Annotated in this window: 14 protein-coding genes and 1 CRISPR repeat array; of the genes, 9 read left to right on the top strand and 5 right to left on the bottom strand. The window is 37.6% G+C overall.

Annotated elements, in window-relative coordinates:
* Positions 1–52 precede the first annotated feature (52 nt).
* The 6 genes from NIES592_RS23425 (at position 53) to NIES592_RS23400 (ending at position 4422) form a co-directional block, all read left to right on the top strand.
* On the top strand, positions 53–1585 hold the full coding sequence (locus NIES592_RS23425) for an HlyD family efflux transporter periplasmic adaptor subunit (protein ID WP_073557062.1): 1533 nt from the start codon (positions 53–55) through the stop codon (positions 1583–1585).
* A 70-nt stretch (positions 1586–1655) separates the two neighbouring features.
* Entirely contained in the window at positions 1656–2441 is a 786-nt protein-coding gene (locus NIES592_RS23420; RefSeq protein ID WP_073557061.1) for a peptidylprolyl isomerase, read from the top strand.
* A gap of 434 nt (positions 2442–2875) precedes the next feature.
* Positions 2876–3067 carry a hypothetical protein gene (locus NIES592_RS23415; RefSeq protein WP_062247892.1) on the top strand — a complete coding sequence of 64 codons (192 nt, stop codon included), beginning with the start codon at positions 2876–2878 and terminating at the stop codon, positions 3065–3067.
* A 258-nt stretch (positions 3068–3325) separates the two neighbouring features.
* Complete coding sequence (locus tag NIES592_RS23410) at positions 3326–3505, top strand: hypothetical protein (RefSeq protein WP_073557060.1); 180 nt, start codon at positions 3326–3328, stop codon at positions 3503–3505.
* A gap of 245 nt (positions 3506–3750) precedes the next feature.
* Entirely contained in the window at positions 3751–3954 is a 204-nt protein-coding gene (locus NIES592_RS23405; protein ID WP_062247889.1) for a hypothetical protein, read from the top strand.
* A gap of 81 nt (positions 3955–4035) precedes the next feature.
* Positions 4036–4422, top strand: a complete 387-nt coding sequence (locus NIES592_RS23400; protein WP_256678208.1) for a hypothetical protein — start codon at positions 4036–4038, stop codon at positions 4420–4422.
* A gap of 475 nt (positions 4423–4897) precedes the next feature.
* Here NIES592_RS23400 and NIES592_RS23395 read toward each other — a convergent pair whose 3' ends face one another.
* The 3 genes from NIES592_RS23395 to glgA form a co-directional block, all read right to left on the bottom strand.
* On the bottom strand, positions 4898–5131 hold the full coding sequence (locus NIES592_RS23395; protein WP_062247886.1) for a hypothetical protein: 234 nt from the start codon (positions 5129–5131) through the stop codon (positions 4898–4900).
* Positions 5132–5518: 387 nt separating this feature from the next.
* Positions 5519–6607, bottom strand: a complete 1089-nt coding sequence (gene aroC, locus NIES592_RS23390) for a chorismate synthase (RefSeq protein ID WP_062247884.1) — start codon at positions 6605–6607, stop codon at positions 5519–5521.
* 318 nt (positions 6608–6925) lie between these two features.
* Positions 6926–8404, bottom strand: a complete 1479-nt coding sequence (glgA, locus tag NIES592_RS23385; protein ID WP_062247882.1) for a glycogen synthase GlgA — start codon at positions 8402–8404, stop codon at positions 6926–6928.
* Positions 8405–8832: 428 nt separating this feature from the next.
* Here glgA and NIES592_RS23380 point away from each other — a divergent pair, with 428 nt between their 5' ends.
* Positions 8833–9747, top strand: coding sequence for a DUF2382 domain-containing protein (locus NIES592_RS23380; protein WP_062247880.1), 915 nt, complete (start codon positions 8833–8835; stop codon positions 9745–9747).
* A gap of 189 nt (positions 9748–9936) precedes the next feature.
* Complete coding sequence (locus NIES592_RS23375; protein ID WP_073557058.1) at positions 9937–10767, top strand: DUF2382 domain-containing protein; 831 nt, start codon at positions 9937–9939, stop codon at positions 10765–10767.
* Between the two features lie 153 nt (positions 10768–10920).
* Here the strand turns inward: NIES592_RS23375 and NIES592_RS23370 are convergent, their stop codons facing one another.
* Positions 10921–12273: a sensor histidine kinase gene (locus NIES592_RS23370; protein WP_062247877.1), complete on the bottom strand. Its 1353-nt coding sequence runs from the start codon at positions 12271–12273 to the stop codon at positions 10921–10923.
* A gap of 181 nt (positions 12274–12454) precedes the next feature.
* Positions 12455–13417: a protochlorophyllide reductase gene (locus tag NIES592_RS23365; protein ID WP_073557071.1), complete on the bottom strand. Its 963-nt coding sequence runs from the start codon at positions 13415–13417 to the stop codon at positions 12455–12457.
* A 654-nt stretch (positions 13418–14071) separates the two neighbouring features.
* On the opposite strand from NIES592_RS23365, the gene NIES592_RS23360 reads away from it, so the two are divergent.
* Complete coding sequence (locus NIES592_RS23360) at positions 14072–14341, top strand: GlsB/YeaQ/YmgE family stress response membrane protein (protein ID WP_073557057.1); 270 nt, start codon at positions 14072–14074, stop codon at positions 14339–14341.
* A 460-nt stretch (positions 14342–14801) separates the two neighbouring features.
* Positions 14802–19371: a CRISPR direct-repeat array (repeat unit 37 nt; unit sequence ATTTCAATCCCTAATAGGGATTAGTTTAAGTTGCAAC).
* Positions 19372–19390: the final 19 nt, after the last annotated feature.

The raw sequence follows: 19390 nt of genomic DNA, 5'->3' as shown, positions 1-19390 counted from the left end.
AATCCAAAATCCAAAATTGTATTACTTCGTCACATCTCTAGAGAACATAGCCATGCCACATCCATACACTAATTCCTCATCTGCACTAGCCGATGAACGGGATGAGAAGCAAAGCAATTCACAAACTCAGGATTTTACGACCGTTAAAGAACAGACTCAAGATTGGCATTATGGTACAGAAGAACTGCTAGATGCCTTACCCAGAATTTGGACTCGTGGTGTTCTGTATGCACTGTTAGGTTTTACTGCCCTTGCTTTACCTTGGTCAGTACTTGCCAAAGTAGATGAGACTGGTAATGCCAGAGGACGTATAGAACCTCAAGGTTCAACGCAGAAATTAGATGCCTTGGTAAGTGGTAGTGTCAAGGCTGTCAAAGTCAAGGAAGGTGATACTGTCCAAGCTGGGCAGATTCTGCTGGAACTTGACTCTGATATCTTACAAACCGAACTCCACCAAGCCCAAGAGAAACTAACTGGATTACTCAATCAACGGTTGCAGTATGATGTCATCAAAAACCAACTCCAGTCGGCACTGAGTGTCCAGAAGCAACAGAACCAATCTCAAGCTTTAGAAAAGCTATCCCAAGTGCACCAGGCTAAACAAGACCTGGAAGCAAAACAGGGTCTCTATAACCTACAAAAGCTAGAGAAACAGGCATTACTCAACCAAGCACAGCAACAAATTCACACAAGTCACAATGACCTAAAATCAGCTCAAGGACGTTTGAGTATAGATTCCAGGATTGTCGATCGCTTTAGTAAGTTGTTGCGGGATGGTGCGGTTTCAATAACTCAAATTGATCAACTCAAAAAAGAGCAACAGGAAAGCAAGCAACTATACCAAAAGGCTCAATCTGACATTAAACAAGCCCAACTGCGCTTCGCGGAAGAACAGAGTCGTTATCAAGCAACTATAAATCAGTTAGAGTCTGAAATTGAGCAAGCAAAACTAAAATTACAACAGGAGCAAAGCAATTATCAAAGCTTATTGCAAGCTGGTAAATTGGCGATTCTCAACAATGAGCAACAACTCAAAGACCTACAAACACAAATCACTACCTTAGAATCTCAAATTGCTCAAGCCAAAAGTCAGGTCACATCTTTAGGGTTACAGTTACAGCAGCGAATAGTACGATCGCCTATTAATGGCACAATTTTTGAATTGCCAGTCAGCAAGCCAGGGGCGGTAGTACAACTTGGTCAAAGAGTAGCCCAAATTGCGCCCAAAAATACGCCTCTGATAATTAAAGCCCAGATGCCTAGTCAGCAAAGTGGCTTCTTGAAGGTGGGAATGCCAGTCAAGATCAAGTTTGATGCTTATCCTTTCCAAGAGTATGGCATTGCCCAAGGTAAAGTTACTTGGATATCTCCCGACTCGAAAGTTAGTCAAACACCCCAAGGTCAACAAGAAAGCTTTGAGTTAAATATTGCTTTGAATCAGCAGTATCTGCAAAATGGCAACCAACGTATTCTATTGAATCCTGGTCAGACAGCAACCGCAGAAGTCATTATTCGTCAACGACGAGTAATTGATTTTGTCTTAGATCCATTCCAGCGACTGCGAAAAGATGGTTTGAAGCTTTAGTTATTGGTTGGTGGTTGATAGTTGCTTGGTTATCTTGCCAAACAACAAAATTACTTAGAGGGGCTGCATCATGCTTAAGCATCTGACTATTACTTGTTCAGACATGATTCACGACATCAAACTTTCGTGCCAAATTCCTGAGGTTGTGGAGGCGATCGCATCTCAAAAAATCATTGCCGAAGTAGCTAAGGAAGTTGGTATTCAAATCGAGAAAGCAGAACTACAACAAGAAGGAGACAAACTGCGCTTAGAGAAGAAACTCATCAAAGCAAAAGATACCTGGGAATGGCTCAAAAAACATCATCTCTCTTTAGATGAGTTTGAAGAATTAATTTACAATCAAGTTCTTTCCAACAAGTTAGCCAATCATTTATTTTCGGCTGATGTCGAAAAGTTTTTTTACCAACATCAACTAGAATACCTCGCTGCTGCCACTTATGAAGTCATCCTTGAAGATAGAGACTTGGCTTTAGAACTATTTTTTGAGATAGAAGAGGACGAAATCAGTTTTTCAGATATCGCTCGTCAGTATATTCAAACTCCAGAATTACGTCGCGCTGCTGGATATCAGGGAGTTCGACGTCGCCACGAATTTCGTCCAGAAATTGCAGCGGCTGTGTTTGCAGCAAATCCACCTCAAATTCTCAAACCAATTACCACTCCCAAGGGAGTGTATTTAATTTGGGTTGAAGAAATCATTCAACCCCAATTAGATGATGAGTTACGGCAACAAATCATTTCGGATTTATTTTCTGATTGGTTAAAACAACAAATCACTAGCATGGATATTGTGATTGAGTTAGACACAGATATAAATAATTTACAATCACAAGATCAAGTGCAGAAACAAGCTTAATCTTGCTATTTACCAACAGTTAAATAATAGTTTATCAATTACTTTATGCAGGTAATAAATGGGTAATCATGATTTACCAAAACTATAAATTACAAACATGATTTTTGATTAAAATATATAATATACAAGCAAGAAATACAATAAAGAATCAAGCTTAACTATACTGATTAAATCAATGTGATTAATAATTTTTTAGACGACAAAGATAAACTTTTTCGTCAGTTTTTATTATTTAGCTTTTATTTTTTACTTATATTAAAAAAATGTTACTAACAAAATAAAACTAGATTTTTTGATTAATTATTTTTATTGGAAAACAATCAGAATGTAGTGCTTTTTTTCTGAAGATAAGCTATATTAAAAATGTAACCAAAAATATAGATTTGGTTGCACCAAAAACAATAAGTACGATGAATTAATTCCCAGGATAAACCATGAATATCTTTGATTTAAATCACATCGAAGCTGTTGAATCTAGTAAAGTGATTGGTGGCGGTTACCACTACGACTGGTACGACAAGAACAATGACGATGACGACGACAACGGTAAGAAGAAGATCCGTAATCTTGCTGTTGCAACTTCTGTTGCTGTAGCCGGCGACCGGAAGTTCTTTAAGTACGACTAGTAAGGTTACCAAAAATGTAATCAATCTATTTTTGATTGATTACTAATACGATATCTCTTGAAGTCAAACTTGATTCACACTCAGCGATGTTTGCAATTGTAAGCCACGTGCTGTAATGAGGGTCTAAAGGAAAATCGCAATTTTCCTTTAGTCTTTCTTCGCGAACTTAGCCTAATAGCGAATTATATTCGTCCAAAACTTTTCAGACATCGTTGAAATCACAGCAAAAAACGATTAATAAATTCCCAGGATAAAACCATGATTATTTCTGATCTCAATCACATCGAAACCGTTGAATCTAATCAAGTTATTAGTGGTGGTTGTGGCCATAGGAAGAAAAATCGTAATGTTGCAGTTGCAGTTGCAGTTGCAGTTGCTGTAGCCGGCGATCGTAAGAAAGACTACGACGACTACAAAGACGACTACTACAAATATTAATAAAAATGTAACCAATCTATTTTTGATTGGTTACTAACAGGATGTCTCTTCTTGAAGTCAAACTTGATTCACACTCGGCGATGTTTGTGCGTCAGGTACTGTAACGGGCAGTTTGGGAAAATCGCAATTTTCTTTTATTCTTCCTTGGCGAACTTAGCCTATTGACGAATTATATTCGTCAATAACTTTTGAGACATCCTTGAAATCACAGCAAAAAACGATTAATAAATTCCCAGGAGAAACCCATGATTATTTCTGATCTCAATCACATCGAAGCTGTTGAATCTAATCAAGTAATTGGTGGTGGTTGTCACAAGTACAAAGACTACGACAAGTGCGACAAGTACGACGATTGCGACGGATATGGTAGGAAAAAGTTCCGTAATGTTGCTATTGCAACTGCTGTTGCTGTAGCTGGCGATCGTAAGTTCTACAAGAATGACGACTAAGGTTATCAAAAATGTAACTAATCTATTTTTGATTAGTTACTAATTCCAAGTCAAACCTTGTTGCACTCGAAATAAGTACTCTTGTTAATTTCGCTGAAAGCTCTTGAAGCTTTCAGCGAACTACCTCATCTTGCAAAAGAGGATATAATTATGAGTAGATTGAAAATTGCTGACCTAAGTTTTTGTGAAACTGAGATTAATAATCATCTGCAAATCCAGGGTGGTTTAATAGACTCTACATTTATGAGCTATATATCAGATATTTTTTGGGATGATTTAGCTGAGTTTGATCAGCATCCAGGAAAGCGTTCTTTGGAAAAGGAGACAACAGATAAGTTCGGAATCAAGCATAAAATTTCAGCGAAGAAAACTAAAAATAGCAAAGTTGTAGCTAATGTAGCACAAGGTACTAAGAATGGTGTAACATACTCTGGAAGTACAGCAATAGCAACATCATCAGGAGACTAATAGGACTCCTATTCGATTTGTAGTTAGGTGCTTGGGTGCTGAGGAAAAATCCTAAAAATCAGTAAAATGTTGTATCGATCTATGACATTTGTGATCGCCAACAAAATATCTAATGACTTAATTCCACAAATGGGCAGAACTAATTCTGCCCATTTTTAATAGGTTTAATATTAATCAATATTCTTGATTGAAGCTATTATGTCAAGTTGGGTTAATCACTTAGAATAAAAAAACCTCACCCTCTCCTTGGCAAGGAGAGGGTGAGGTTAAATGGGAATTATAAGTAATCATGCGAGCTTGATATTAAATATCCATTTATATAAGAAAAATCCCTTGTATTTATCCGAAACAAGGGAATCTGCAAAACGTTAAACGATTTGAACATAAATTACAAAAAATCTACTTTTTATGCCTCTTAAAAGCATTGCTGACATCAGTAAATGAGCTATCTTTATTTATCTTAAGCTACGGCAGATTACTTTGATTCTGCAAAACTTATTGTCATCTCCATTTTTTCATTGTCATTATTTAAACTTTTGTTAGAAGTGTTGATGACATCTCCAGTAGCAAATACATTACTGTTTGGTAACTCAAAATCATAACTATCAAAATTAGTATTTGCATTGCTATTAGGAGTAGCCGATATACCACCAATGATGCTGTGTGTAAATTCTACTGGTTCACAAAAATTTAGGTCAGCAACAATCATGTTTCTTACCTCAAACAAATATGTTTTTTGCTTCCAATCTCATGTTAGCAAACAACTCAATTTATATTCTTTTTGATTTAAAATCAAAATCAAATATTTACACAATTATGAATTTTTAACTTAGAAATATTTGAAAAATAAATATGTTTTTAAAAACTCATCTCCAAAAAACTACATTAGTTTTCTGTTTTCTGTGGAATAGGTTAATTTACATTTTGCACCTATCCAATCATTAGCCCAAAAACTAAATTTTGGGGCTAATAGCTTCAGTTAGCTTTAGCTAACTCGAACAAGCTTTTAAACTCGTTTTAACGAGTTTTAGATGATGTTGGGTAACGCTCGCGCTCATTCCAACCTAATATTTTCTTAACTATTCCCTGTTCCCTTTTAAATAACTCGACATTGACCAGTATGTCGTAACAGATGGTCACACAAAACCAGCGCTACCATGGCTTCAACCATCGGAACTGCACGCGGTAACACACAAGGGTCGTGACGTCCTTTCCCTGCTAAAAGTGTTTCTTCACCCTCATTAGTTACTGTCTTCTGTTCTTTTCTAATCGTTGCAGTTGGTTTAAATGCTACACGGATAATGATATTTTCACCGTTGGAAATTCCGCCTTGAATACCACCGGAACGGTTGGTACGAGTGCGAATTTCACCTGCTTCATCAATATAAAATTCATCGTTATGTTCAAATCCGCTCAGGAGAGTTCCAGCAAAACCAGAACCAATTTCAAATCCTTTGCTAGCAGGTAGAGACATGACTCCTTTGGCTAAATCTGCTTCTAACTTATCGAAAACAGGATCGCCCAAACCTTTGGGTATATTCCGCGCTACGCATTCCACCACACCACCGATAGAATCGCCTTCCCGTCGGACTTGCTCAATTAATTCAATCATGCGATCGCAACATTCAGCATCGGGACAGCGAACAATGTTACTTTCCACTTGTTCTAAAGTAACGGTGTCAGGGTCGATAACGGCTTCTAAATCTTTGATGCGCTTGACATAACCGATGATTTGCACATTGGCGACTTGACGGAGAATTTTTTTCGCGATCGCCCCTGCTGCAACTCTCCCTATGGTTTCCCGCGCTGATGATCTACCGCCACCTTGCCAATTACGAATTCCATACTTAGCATCGTAAGTTGCATCAGCGTGGGAAGGGCGATACTTAAATGCCATTTCATCGTAATCTTGGGAACGAGTATCTTTGTTACGCACTACAATTGCGATCGGTGTTCCCAGAGTTTTACCTTCAAATACCCCAGAGAGAATTTCGCATTTATCTTCTTCTTTGCGAGGCGTAGTAATCTTACTTTGTCCTGGACGTCTGCGATCAAGTTCTATTTGAATTTCCTCAGTGGAAATTTCGAGTTGAGGAGGACAACCATCAATCACAACTCCCACACCACCGCCGTGGGACTCACCAAATGTAGTGATGCGAAATAGATGTCCGAATGTGTTGCCCATAATATTGAGGAAGTATTGTCTCGATTGTTTATTTTACCTGAAGTTTTGTTGCTAACACTGACAGGAATATTTTTGCAAAAGCGACTATAAACAAAACACCGTAAATGCACACGTCAAAAACATCTGTGTCTATCTGTGTGCATCGGTGTCCATCAGTGTTCGATTTCTAAAATTTGATTTGTGGGTTAAAAGCAGAAAGATTGCCTAATTGTGTGAATCCAGAAGTTTATCATGTGGTTGGTGATCGGTAATAATCGGTAATAAGTAATAGGTAATTGGAGAAAAATATTTTTCCCATTACCTATTACCCATTACCCATTACCACTTATGTCTAATCCAGTCGTAAATTTCTACATATTTTGCTCCTGGATGGTTCCATGAGTAGTCATAGTCCATACCCTGAAGGGCGAGTTGGCGAAACTCTTCGGGCTTTTCATACCAGAGTCCGATCGCTCGATCCATTGCTGACTCTAAAGCATGATAATCGGTATCATAAAATACGTAACCATTACGTTTTTCTGGAGGTAATTTTTGATCGTAATCCCGGTCAAATACCGTATTCACGAGTCCACCAACACCACGAACAATAGGTACGGTTCCATACTTTAAGCCGATCATCTGAGTTAAACCACAGGGTTCGTAATTGCTGGGGACAATAATCATGTCTGCGCCAGCATAAATTAGGTGAGATAATTCTTCGTTAAAGCCTAGTTCTAAATGCACATCGGGATTATCGTTTAAAAAGTGTTTTTCGTGCTGGAAATGAGCATTAATTCCAGCTTCTGTAGCAGAACCTAGTAAAACAAATTGCGCTCCTTTATTGAGTGTATGATAAATCCCATGATGAACAAGATGCACGCCTTTTTGATGATCCAATCGACCGATGTAAGCAATGATTGGTTTGTCACTATGGCTGAGCATTAATCGCTCTCGCAAAGCTTTTTTGTTATATGCTTTTTGTTCAAAATCAGCTTGGCTGTAGTTATAGGGGATATAGCGATCAATTTCGGGATTCCAAAAATCATAATCAATACCGTTAAGCACCCCACTAAACTTGTCTTGGTGCAGATACAAGGTATGACCTAAACCACAGCCAATATCTGTATGGCGAGCTTCCCAAGCGTGGTAAGGTGAAACTGTGGTGACAGCATTGGAGTAAACAATACCCCCCTTCATTAAGTTCAAAGCAAAGGGATTAAAATTGTCACGTAGGTGATCATACTGGAAGTAGTAAGACTCTCGGTTCAAACCTGTTCCTCGGAGAATATCAATACCACCTATACCTTGGTGCTTAAAGTTATGGATGGTGTAGCAAACCCGCTGATATTCCATGCCATGATATTTGTAAATTTCATAAAGCATGACTGGAACCAAGCCTGTTTGCCAGTCATGGCAATGGATGATATCAGGTCGTTTGTTACTTTTGAGCAGAAATTCTAAAGCAGCTTTGCAAAAGAACGCAAAGCGAATGTTGTCGTCATCACAGCCGTAATAGCAGCCACGGTTAAAGAAATTATCCTCACAGTGGGGTTCAATAAAGAAACACACTCGTCCATGTACCCAACCGCAGTATACAGAACAATGAATTGCAGCGTCATACCAGGGTACCCACAAATTGATATAAGCATCGTGAAGTCCCCAAATATGGTCATAACGCATACAATCGTACTTGGGCAATATGATCTCCACACAATGCCCACGACCTTCTAATTCCCGGCTCAATCCGTAAACTACGTCGCCTAATCCGCCTGCTTTAATTACAGGAGCACATTCCGAGGCGATTTGCACAATATACATGCCTTACCCTCGCTTCACAAAACTTCATCTTCCTATCTTCTCACCAGTATATGAAAGATGTACTCATTGACAACAGGGTAGCAGGGTGATAACTGAAATTGCGATCTGAAGTTATTGGTTGTTGATTGTTGCTTGTTAGTGGGTACAGACGCAAGGAACATCGCGTCTGTACAATAGTGGTTAGTGGTTATTCCCACAACCCACCCTGCGGGAAGCCGAAGAAGGCGCGTCTACACACTCCTCACACTCCTACACTCCTCATACTCCTCATACTCCTCACACCTCCCCATCTCCCCACCTCCCCCACACCAAAATACATCCATAGATAACATCCCTAACAAACTTATTCATTCGCTAGGAAGAGTAATAAAACTGGTTCTCTTAATAGGCTAGTACTGAAAAGATAAAAACAGCTTAGGGAGACGAATATGGCTCTTTATAAATTAACAGATTTTGATGCTAATTACCGGGATACATTTGGTGGAAATGACATCAAAGGAATGAGTGTCTATGCAGAAGGAACTAATGAAAAGATTGGTACAGTTCATGACGTTTTAGTCGATGAAGAAGGTCATTTCCGCTATTTGGTAGTGGATATGGGCTTTTGGATTTTTGGTAAGAAAGTATTATTGCCTGTAGGACGTTCTCGGATAGATCATACTAGCGATCGCGTCTATGTTATGGGCATAACCAGAGAACAAGCAGATAATTTACCGGAATACGACGAGCGTCAAACTATTGATTACGACTATGAAGAAAGGGTACGGGGTGTATATCGTACTCCCTCAGTTCCTGTAGATGCATCCGCACCCCTAGAAGCATCTGCTCCTCTATCCTCACAAGCAGGTGTAGATCTGCCTCAGTCTACCACTGATTATCCTGACGCTACTCCCGTATATGACCGTGATAACTACACCTATGATCGCGAACCTTCTTTGTATGGGACGAATGAGCAAAATCATCAAACCCTCAGACTGTATGAAGAGCGTTTGATTGCTAATAAACGACGCCAGAAAGTTGGGGAAGTTACTGTTGGTAAGCACGTTGAAACTGAAACTGCACGAGTTGCAGTTCCTGTAGAAAAAGAACGAGTAGTTGTGGAAAGAGTTACTCCCAACGACGCAGGTAGACCAGTTGCTCCTGGCGAAGCAACCTTCCGTCAAGGTGAAGTTACTCATATGGATATTTACGAAGAAACTCCTGAGATTCGCAAAGAAGCTGTAGTACGTGAAGAAGTCAGAGTCAGAAAAGAAGTAGAGCATGATACTGTTGAAACTCAAGACACAGTACGTCGCGAAGAATTAGATGTAAATACTTCTAATCTTCCAATTGAAGAACGTTAAAAACGGAGGCAATTAGTCTAAGTTATTTTATAGCTTGTGATAATTTGATTGGTGTATGTAGACATATAACTTATGACTAGTTGTTCAAAAAGTGTAGGTGAATCAGATTGATTTTACCTACACTTAATAGCTTCTATCTGTAAGTAAATATGATAGATAATTATTTTTAGATATATTTTTAATAAAAAAATGAAAAAGCAAGTAATTAGTAAGAAAGTTCATATAAATTATTTAGTTGACAAATTAAGAAGAAAAATTAGGAACTTTGCAGTTGTTGATCGGCAAAATTTGCTAATTGGTAGAGTCAAAGACTTAATTATAGATTATCGTCACCAAGTAAATATAATTGTTACTCGTTTTATAGAGTTACCAAATCAAACAGCTTCAGGGATTTATAGTTATTTATTATTACCTAGTAAATTCATTAGTAAAATTGACCTAGCTACTAAATCCGTTATATTAGACATAGACAAACCTCTAATTAAGCATATGTCTGAATATTCCCAATCACCAATGAATCATAATAATTTAGATACTTCTAATATAGACCCAATAAGTCATACTGCTCAAGACCTTAATTTAGAACAAAAGACAGAAGAAGAGATTATCCGGTTGTTAAGTGAACGGTTAATTGTTAATAGAAGTAAACGAAAAGTTGGAGATGTTATTGTTCGCAAAGAAATTGAAACTCGAATGGTGCAAGTTCCCGTTCGATATGAAAAATTGATTGTTCAACAAGCAAGTCCAGAAAATAAATTACTTGCAGAAATTGATCTCAATCAAGGAGAGATTTCTGGTGTTGAACTGAGCCAAGTAGAAAAACATGATGTTGATATATATGATAGTAATTTGACTGTAAGTGGTGAGTTTAATTCACCTAAAATTGCTAGCCTAATTTTAAATGCGATCGCGTTAGAGCGAAACCATGGTTGTCAAAGGGTGAGAGTCACTATTATGGTTGAAAACGAAGAATATCAGCAAAAATATCAGGAGTGGTTTGAACGCACATCAATTCAGTAAAAATCTAGTTGAAGAAGCAGCATAGCTGCCTTCTTTATTATCAAAAATCAAATAATATAACATTCATAAATAGTTTGTGAAAGCCCAGATACCCGACTTATTCAATAAGTTGGATACCTGGGTTTTGCAATTCTCCATAACAAAACTAGTCAATTATAACAAAGGCAACAAAATTGTGAATTTTGTACCAACACCAACTTCTGAAAACAAATGAAATTTACCACCATGTCTGGCTGTAATAATGCGATAGCTGACTGCAAGACTAGTTTCTTTATCAGCTCTTTTTTTCACAGATAAAGAATCTAGAATTTGCTGTTTTAATTCCTGAGACATTCCTGAGCCATTGTCTCTAATAGAAATGGCAACCCAACGTGAATCTGGCGCTCCTGGTGTAGTAGAATCTTGAGATATGACTTCTGTGGTAATCTCAATTCGGGGTTTATCAGCTTTTTTGATAGGATTTAACTGATGTCTTACTGCTTCATCAAGTAACCAATCTACAGACTGACTTAAAAGATTCATAAATACTTGATATAGTTCTCCGATAAAACAATACACTGGAGGTAGACTGCCATAATTTTTAACTATTTCTATTTCTCCCCGGATTTGGCTGTTGATGATTAATAAGATATTATCTATACATGCATGTAAATCCGCAGGTTTAGGGTAAACCTCATCAATATGACAAAAATTTTGTAAGCTTATGACTAGTTTTTTTAATCTTTCTGCACCAGCACGAATACTAGTAAGGGCTTGTAATATATCTTGTTCTAAAAAGTCAAATTCTATTTCTTCTTTGAGAGAATCAATTTCTTTATTAGGTGATGGTAAATGACTTTCATAAGCTGCGATCAGTTTTAGTAAATCTTGGCTGTAGTTGGAGACATAAGTTAAGTTACCCCATATAAAGCTGACTGGATCTAAAATTTCATGGGCTATCCCGTCTACCAAGCGTCCTAAACTTGCCATTTTGTCATTTTGAATCATTTGGGCTTGGCTACGTTCATAGCGTACTTGAGTTTCAATACCCCGAATTTGCCAAGAAGCAATATTCAATTGCTGTACATCTAAAAGTCTGTAGGTATTATCAACAGTTTGCACCACTACTGGTTCGGCTAAAAGTTCAGGCGATCGCTTCAGCGCCAGTTGCATGGCTGCCAAAATCGGCGTACTCTCAGGTAGGATTAAAATTGGAGTACGAGCATAACTGTAAATGACATCTAGGGGTTGGTGAAACAACAACTCTTGTCCATAAGGTCGGATTAAAAATTCCAGCAGTCGTCGCTGCGAAATCATTCCAGCATATTTTCCCTGTTCCACTAGGATTGCTCCTGGTAGCAGTGGGTTTTTCTCAAATACTCTGGCTACCTCTGTACCAGTACAGCTGGTTTCAACTTGGAAGTTATACAACTGTAACTCTTCGAGAGTTGATTCTAAATTAAGATCGCGATCGCTACCACTCAAAAGTAATGGTAGTGATATTTCTGAACAGTATTCCTGTGCCATTTGACACCCTAGATTTTAGAAACACGCAGATTGAATAGCCAACATTTTAACCTCTGCAAATCTTTTCTAGGGAAAATAGCTGGATTAAGTGTGTAAAGAGATACGAGTTTCTTATTTACTGAAGAATCTATGAGATTTGATGGAGCGATCGCTCCATCAAATTGGTTACACCCTGTTTAGCTTACGCAATTCCAACCAACTTGGCGCTCAAATCCCACATACGTTCGCCTTTAGCATCATCGCGCGCTTGGGGAGAGACTCGTTGCACAAACGACTTACCGTCTTTTTTCTGACGATTTCCCCAACTCCAGTAAACTCCAGATTGGGCATATTCGGGATCAGCAACGACTGCTGCAACCCGTTCACCGGACAATTCCTGAGATACGTATCCTCCAGTGATGTACTTCTGGAACAAGGGGAAAAGTTTCTGAAACAAGGGATAATGGTTGCGAAATAGAGGTGTTTCCGCAACACACCCTGGATACAGAGAACTAAAGATAATGCCGGTTGACTCGTGATAGCGGCGATGTAATTCCCGCATCGTCAGCACATTGCAGACTTTGCTGTCTTTGTAGGCTTTCACGGGTTCAAATTTCTTGCCATCAATCATTGTAATTGGCTCTTTGAATCCTTGTTCAAAGCCTTTGAGATCACCCAAATCTGGCCGAGGCGGAATTTTTCCACCCAGTTCGTCCGGGTTGTGTGTCACAGTCCCCAAAATCACCAGCCGTTTGTCCGCAGCAGGTGAATTCTTCAGATCCTCTAACATGAGGTTACACAAGAGGAAATGACCAAGGTGATTTGTAGCAACGGTCAACTCATAGCCTTCTGGGCTTCGCAATGGTTGCTTTAACAAAGGCATATAAATTGCGGCGTTGCACACCAAAGCCTCTAGGGACTTACCGCTTGCTCTGAAGTCCTTGACAAACTGTCGCACACTTTCTAAAGAGCTCAAGTCGATATGCATAATTGTGTAGCTGTCCTGTGGTATTCCCACAGTTTGAGCAGCTTTTTCCGCCTTCGCCAAATCCCGACAGGCCATAACCACGTGCCAACCTCTTTTGGCAAGCGCTTTCGCAGAATACAAACCTACCCCAGAGGAAGCACCTGTGATTATAACTGTTGACTTCCGATTGTGTTCCATTCTCTTGAGACTACATTGACCACCGTTGATTTTTCCCATGATCTCACACTAGTGATCCACCAGCGCTGATTTTGTTACTAAACTTCGGCTAAGAATTACTCAAATCTGTAGATGTTTGCACCACAATAAATTCACTCACATCATTGAATTGGGGCAATAGGCATGGACAGATTCAAATTTGATCTATGTCATCTATAAGAAATAGTTAGCGATCGCGTTTATGTATAGTGTTAACTCAAGGTATTAGCTCAGAACATGAGCTTTTTACGTGTAAAGGTAGATAATCATTGTTTTTGTGGATCTAACTCTAGAAATAAAGACTATCTGACTATGGATGGTTAGGTCAGCTTCGTAGGTCTGTTAATCTGTAATCATGATAGAAAACCGCACTGACAAAAAGTTAAACCGCCCAAAACTTTAACGGCAGCTGCAATAAAAAAATGCTCAAGCTACCGACAGTGCATATAAGACACAGATATAGACGGTTATAGAGTGTTGCTAGCTAACTCTATTTTGTCGCAAATAACGAGAGGTAAAACCTCGATAAAGCGGTCCAAATTTGCGAACGTCTAGGGTCTATAAACCTCTAACCTTATTATCTCTAAAACTCTATCTTCAACTATATTCTGTTCGCAACTATTAAGGAGTCGAATCATGAATCTTCTTGCTTGGATTGTATTAGGTTTGTTGGCTGGCGCGATCGCCAAAGCAATTTATCCTGGTTACCAAGGTGGTGGCATCCTGGCAACAATGCTGTTAGGAATTGTGGGTGCAATCATCGGAGGAACTTTAGTTAATTTATTGCAAACGGGAACTTTTGCAATTACCACTGCTAGTTTTAGTCTTGCTGGTCTGTTCGTAGCGGTGATTGGTGCAATTATTGCAATTTTCTTATATTACCAATTTACTCGCAGAGCTTACTAAAGCTTCGGTGTCAAGGGTAATGAGAATTGGGTAAGGGAAAAATCTTTTCTCTTACCTTTTTGTTTTTGAATATGCAAGCCTGAAAGCCTGAAAGCCCGCAAGTAAACTGCGAGCTAATAGTTCAAGTCTACTTGAAGTAGACTAATAAATTTTATAGTCGTCTTGCTTGGCGGTTGTTGTGTAAGTTTACAAGACGTCAACAAATAGGGATTAATGCCAGGGCGTTGCATAAAATGGGGATGAATATGGGGATGAATAATGAACCACCCTCCGGGTTCGCCACCTTGCCATCGTGACGGAGACCGCCAAGACGGCAAGTGGACTCACCAAGACGCCAAGAGCGCCAAGGATTAAGTTTTTGTCAATTAAAAGATAAAATAAAACCATCCCGCTTTCTCTGCAACGCCTTTAAGTTCTAATCTCAAGCAGTAAGCTTTAATTTGTCAAATGCATACTACGGGTTTCAATCCCTAATAGGGATTAGTTTAAGTTGCAACTCGCAATACTTACGTACCTCTTTTGATACAATACTTTTCATTTCAATCCCTAATAGGGATTAGTTTAAGTTGCAACTTCTCAAAAAATAGTCAACACTGAGAAAAATTATTCATTTCAATCCCTAATAGGGATTAGTTTAAGTTGCAACCCTTCCCTTCAAGAGGGAATGAATCTTGCACAGGATCTATTTCAATCCCTAATAGGGATTAGTTTAAGTTGCAACTGGAGATAAATACCTGCGTACTTTAAGGTTGCCAGTTAAATTTCAATCCCTAATAGGGATTAGTTTAAGTTGCAACCAAGCCGCGGCGCATCCAAAAATTGGGATTGCTCTGAATTTCAATCCCTAATAGGGATTAGTTTAAGTTGCAACTTCCAGACAATAAATCGAGATAATCTTTGTGTATTTCAATCCCTAATAGGGATTAGTTTAAGTTGCAACTCTTGCAAATCAATTAGCAAATTTAAATGCTGCGAATTTCAATCCCTAATAGGGATTAGTTTAAGTTGCAACGAGCGATAAGTTAGCTGATGGTTTTGTCCTCATAGATTTCAATCCCTAATAGGGATTAGTTTAAGTTGCAACTTGCCCTCTAATGAATTTTATAGATTTCATATGGTAGCTATTTCAATCCCTAATAGGGATTAGTTTAAGTTGCAACCTAGCGAGAATTATTTTCAATTCAGCAGATGTTGGAAAATTTCAATCCCTAATAGGGATTAGTTTAAGTTGCAACCTATTCCTCCTATGCCACCTATCCCAGGAATTGAAAGAAAATTTCAATCCCTAATAGGGATTAGTTTAAGTTGCAACAATTGATGAAGATGGATTTGAAAAAAGTTTCTGGGATTTCAATCCCTAATAGGGATTAGTTTAAGTTGCAACTCTAAAAACAATTTTGACCTTTCCCTTAAACATACTATCCATTTCAATCCCTAATAGGGATTAGTTTAAGTTGCAACTAATTTCTGATGGCGAGTAGAAAGCTCCACTTTGATTTCAATCCCTAATAGGGATTAGTTTAAGTTGCAACTAAAATTTATCTCTTGAGAATCCACCAAGGGGCCTAATTTCAATCCCTAATAGGGATTAGTTTAAGTTGCAACATTTATTGAAAGGATCTTATAATAATGCTCGATTTGATTTCAATCCCTAATAGGGATTAGTTTAAGTTGCAACGAAAGTGCCAATCATCCGGGCCATATTTGTAGATAAAATTTCAATCCCTAATAGGGATTAGTTTAAGTTGCAACGAAGCTGGAACGGCGGGAAGCGATCGCCCGCTTGGATTTCAATCCCTAATAGGGATTAGTTTAAGTTGCAACACCCAAAATACTTTTCATAATAGATGCTTCAAATCTTATTTCAATCCCTAATAGGGATTAGTTTAAGTTGCAACAAATCGGTGAGGCTTTGCGCTAGTCCGCTAACTGATTTCAATCCCTAATAGGGATTAGTTTAAGTTGCAACACGGCACTGTCTTTAGTGTTTCAGAAGACCAGTTTGAATTTCAATCCCTAATAGGGATTAGTTTAAGTTGCAACTTTAAATCCTTATTTAAAAATAAGCAAAGATACTGATTTCAATCCCTAATAGGGATTAGTTTAAGTTGCAACGAAAAAGTACATGAAATATGTTTGATTATAAAAGATTTCAATCCCTAATAGGGATTAGTTTAAGTTGCAACCTTGGATATTATTATCGAAAATAATAAATCCAAAATATTTCAATCCCTAATAGGGATTAGTTTAAGTTGCAACCTTTTAATTATCCTATTGCAATTGAAAATTAATAATTTCAATCCCTAATAGGGATTAGTTTAAGTTGCAACCAAAGATAATGCGAAAAAATTAAAATGATAGATAAAATTTCAATCCCTAATAGGGATTAGTTTAAGTTGCAACTGCAAAGAAAGCACATAATTTTTGGAGAAATTTTTATTTCAATCCCTAATAGGGATTAGTTTAAGTTGCAACATTATGTATCCATATTTTTGAAGTTCGCATATGATATTTCAATCCCTAATAGGGATTAGTTTAAGTTGCAACAATCCTCCGAGATTTTCATCAAGTGAATAGGCGGCGATTTCAATCCCTAATAGGGATTAGTTTAAGTTGCAACGGATCCTCTTTCTATTCTAATTGATGCCAGCTATTTCAATCCCTAATAGGGATTAGTTTAAGTTGCAACTCTCAAATCTATATTCTTAGATTTGAGTGCCTTAAGAATTTCAATCCCTAATAGGGATTAGTTTAAGTTGCAACCTGAATAATAATTATAAATTTGATTAAGAGAATATAAATTTCAATCCCTAATAGGGATTAGTTTAAGTTGCAACTTTACGAGCACTTAGAAAATGATCCCTTAATACTATTTCAATCCCTAATAGGGATTAGTTTAAGTTGCAACGGCAGCAGCAATCCATTTAGGTAATTGGCTGAAAAATTTCAATCCCTAATAGGGATTAGTTTAAGTTGCAACAATGAATCAGGAAAAATAGAATCTTTACTACCTAAATTTCAATCCCTAATAGGGATTAGTTTAAGTTGCAACTCAATAGCCTTGATCCTAGAGAGCAAGCAGCTTTATTTCAATCCCTAATAGGGATTAGTTTAAGTTGCAACGTATCTTGATTGATGCCAGCCTTCCGAATGGCTGGATTTCAATCCCTAATAGGGATTAGTTTAAGTTGCAACAAAAGGTGATAATCTAAAAAGATTTCTTAAAGACTATTTCAATCCCTAATAGGGATTAGTTTAAGTTGCAACATTGTGGCGCTTTTTGATGGTTCTTTACGTGATTCATTTCAATCCCTAATAGGGATTAGTTTAAGTTGCAACTTTCCTGCTTGACAGATTTACCATATATAATCAAAATTTCAATCCCTAATAGGGATTAGTTTAAGTTGCAACTATCTTTTAATTCTTTATAATCAGCTAATGCTGTAATTTCAATCCCTAATAGGGATTAGTTTAAGTTGCAACCATAGGTGGAATAGGGGGCACGTAAGTACCATTATTATTTCAATCCCTAATAGGGATTAGTTTAAGTTGCAACGTGCGATCGCTGGTATGTGCTGGCGCGTGGGTGCGATTTCAATCCCTAATAGGGATTAGTTTAAGTTGCAACCGGCAAGCACTAGCCCCGTTTGGGTTAGACCAGGTTATTTCAATCCCTAATAGGGATTAGTTTAAGTTGCAACTAGAGTATAGCTTCTCGTTCTCGTCAGGTCGGCGTGGCATTTCAATCCCTAATAGGGATTAGTTTAAGTTGCAACCATCGCTAGTCTTATCTACTGCTCAACCCTTGATGATTTATTTCAATCCCTAATAGGGATTAGTTTAAGTTGCAACTAGCTTGTAGCTGGCTATCCACTGTACCCTCAAACATTTCAATCCCTAATAGGGATTAGTTTAAGTTGCAACTATTAAATCTTCTGGAGCTATTAAAAGCCCAAAACTCTTAATTTCAATCCCTAATAGGGATTAGTTTAAGTTGCAACTTTTTCTTCAAAATAAGGTACTACTGTATCATTCAAAATTTCAATCCCTAATAGGGATTAGTTTAAGTTGCAACATATAGAATAGAATTAGAATCTAAATTTTATAAATTTCAATCCCTAATAGGGATTAGTTTAAGTTGCAACCAGCGATCGCTATTAGTGACACTTACAAATCTCTTATTTCAATCCCTAATAGGGATTAGTTTAAGTTGCAACCTTATGCCTGCAGCCTGAAAATCATCTACCCACAAATTGATTTCAATCCCTAATAGGGATTAGTTTAAGTTGCAACATAAATTTCTCCAAAATTAGGAGAAATATTTTCAATTTCAATCCCTAATAGGGATTAGTTTAAGTTGCAACATCATCCTTTATCTCATCCAAAAGCCAAGTTCTATTTCAATCCCTAATAGGGATTAGTTTAAGTTGCAACAAATTTTCAAGTTTCGCGATCCCCGGACATACTTTTTCATTTCAATCCCTAATAGGGATTAGTTTAAGTTGCAACTTTTATATAAGGTACATGAATTTTTGTACAAGTAGCTTTTGCATTTCAATCCCTAATAGGGATTAGTTTAAGTTGCAACAGTAGTAAAGTCCAGCATCAAAAACTTCGTTGTTGGTATTTCAATCCCTAATAGGGATTAGTTTAAGTTGCAACCGTGTACTGCTCAACAAGTCCTAAAACTAATATTGATATTTCAATCCCTAATAGGGATTAGTTTAAGTTGCAACAACTGCATATTAAGGCACTCAAATCATCTATATATAGAAATTTCAATCCCTAATAGGGATTAGTTTAAGTTGCAACTGAATCCGCATCTATCAAAAGATTATTCAAAAATAATTTCAATCCCTAATAGGGATTAGTTTAAGTTGCAACAAAAAGTTGCAAAAGAAATTAATCATCCACTGACTTCATTTCAATCCCTAATAGGGATTAGTTTAAGTTGCAACCCTATTCAGTCAAATCCTAGTAAGATCAACAATCTATTTCAATCCCTAATAGGGATTAGTTTAAGTTGCAACTGCTCAATTTAGAAGCCTT

It is taken from the genome of Fischerella major NIES-592, assembly GCF_001904645.1.
Lineage (GTDB): Bacteria > Cyanobacteriota > Cyanobacteriia > Cyanobacteriales > Nostocaceae > Fischerella > Fischerella thermalis.
This window is presented reverse-complemented; position numbering and strand designations above follow the sequence as displayed.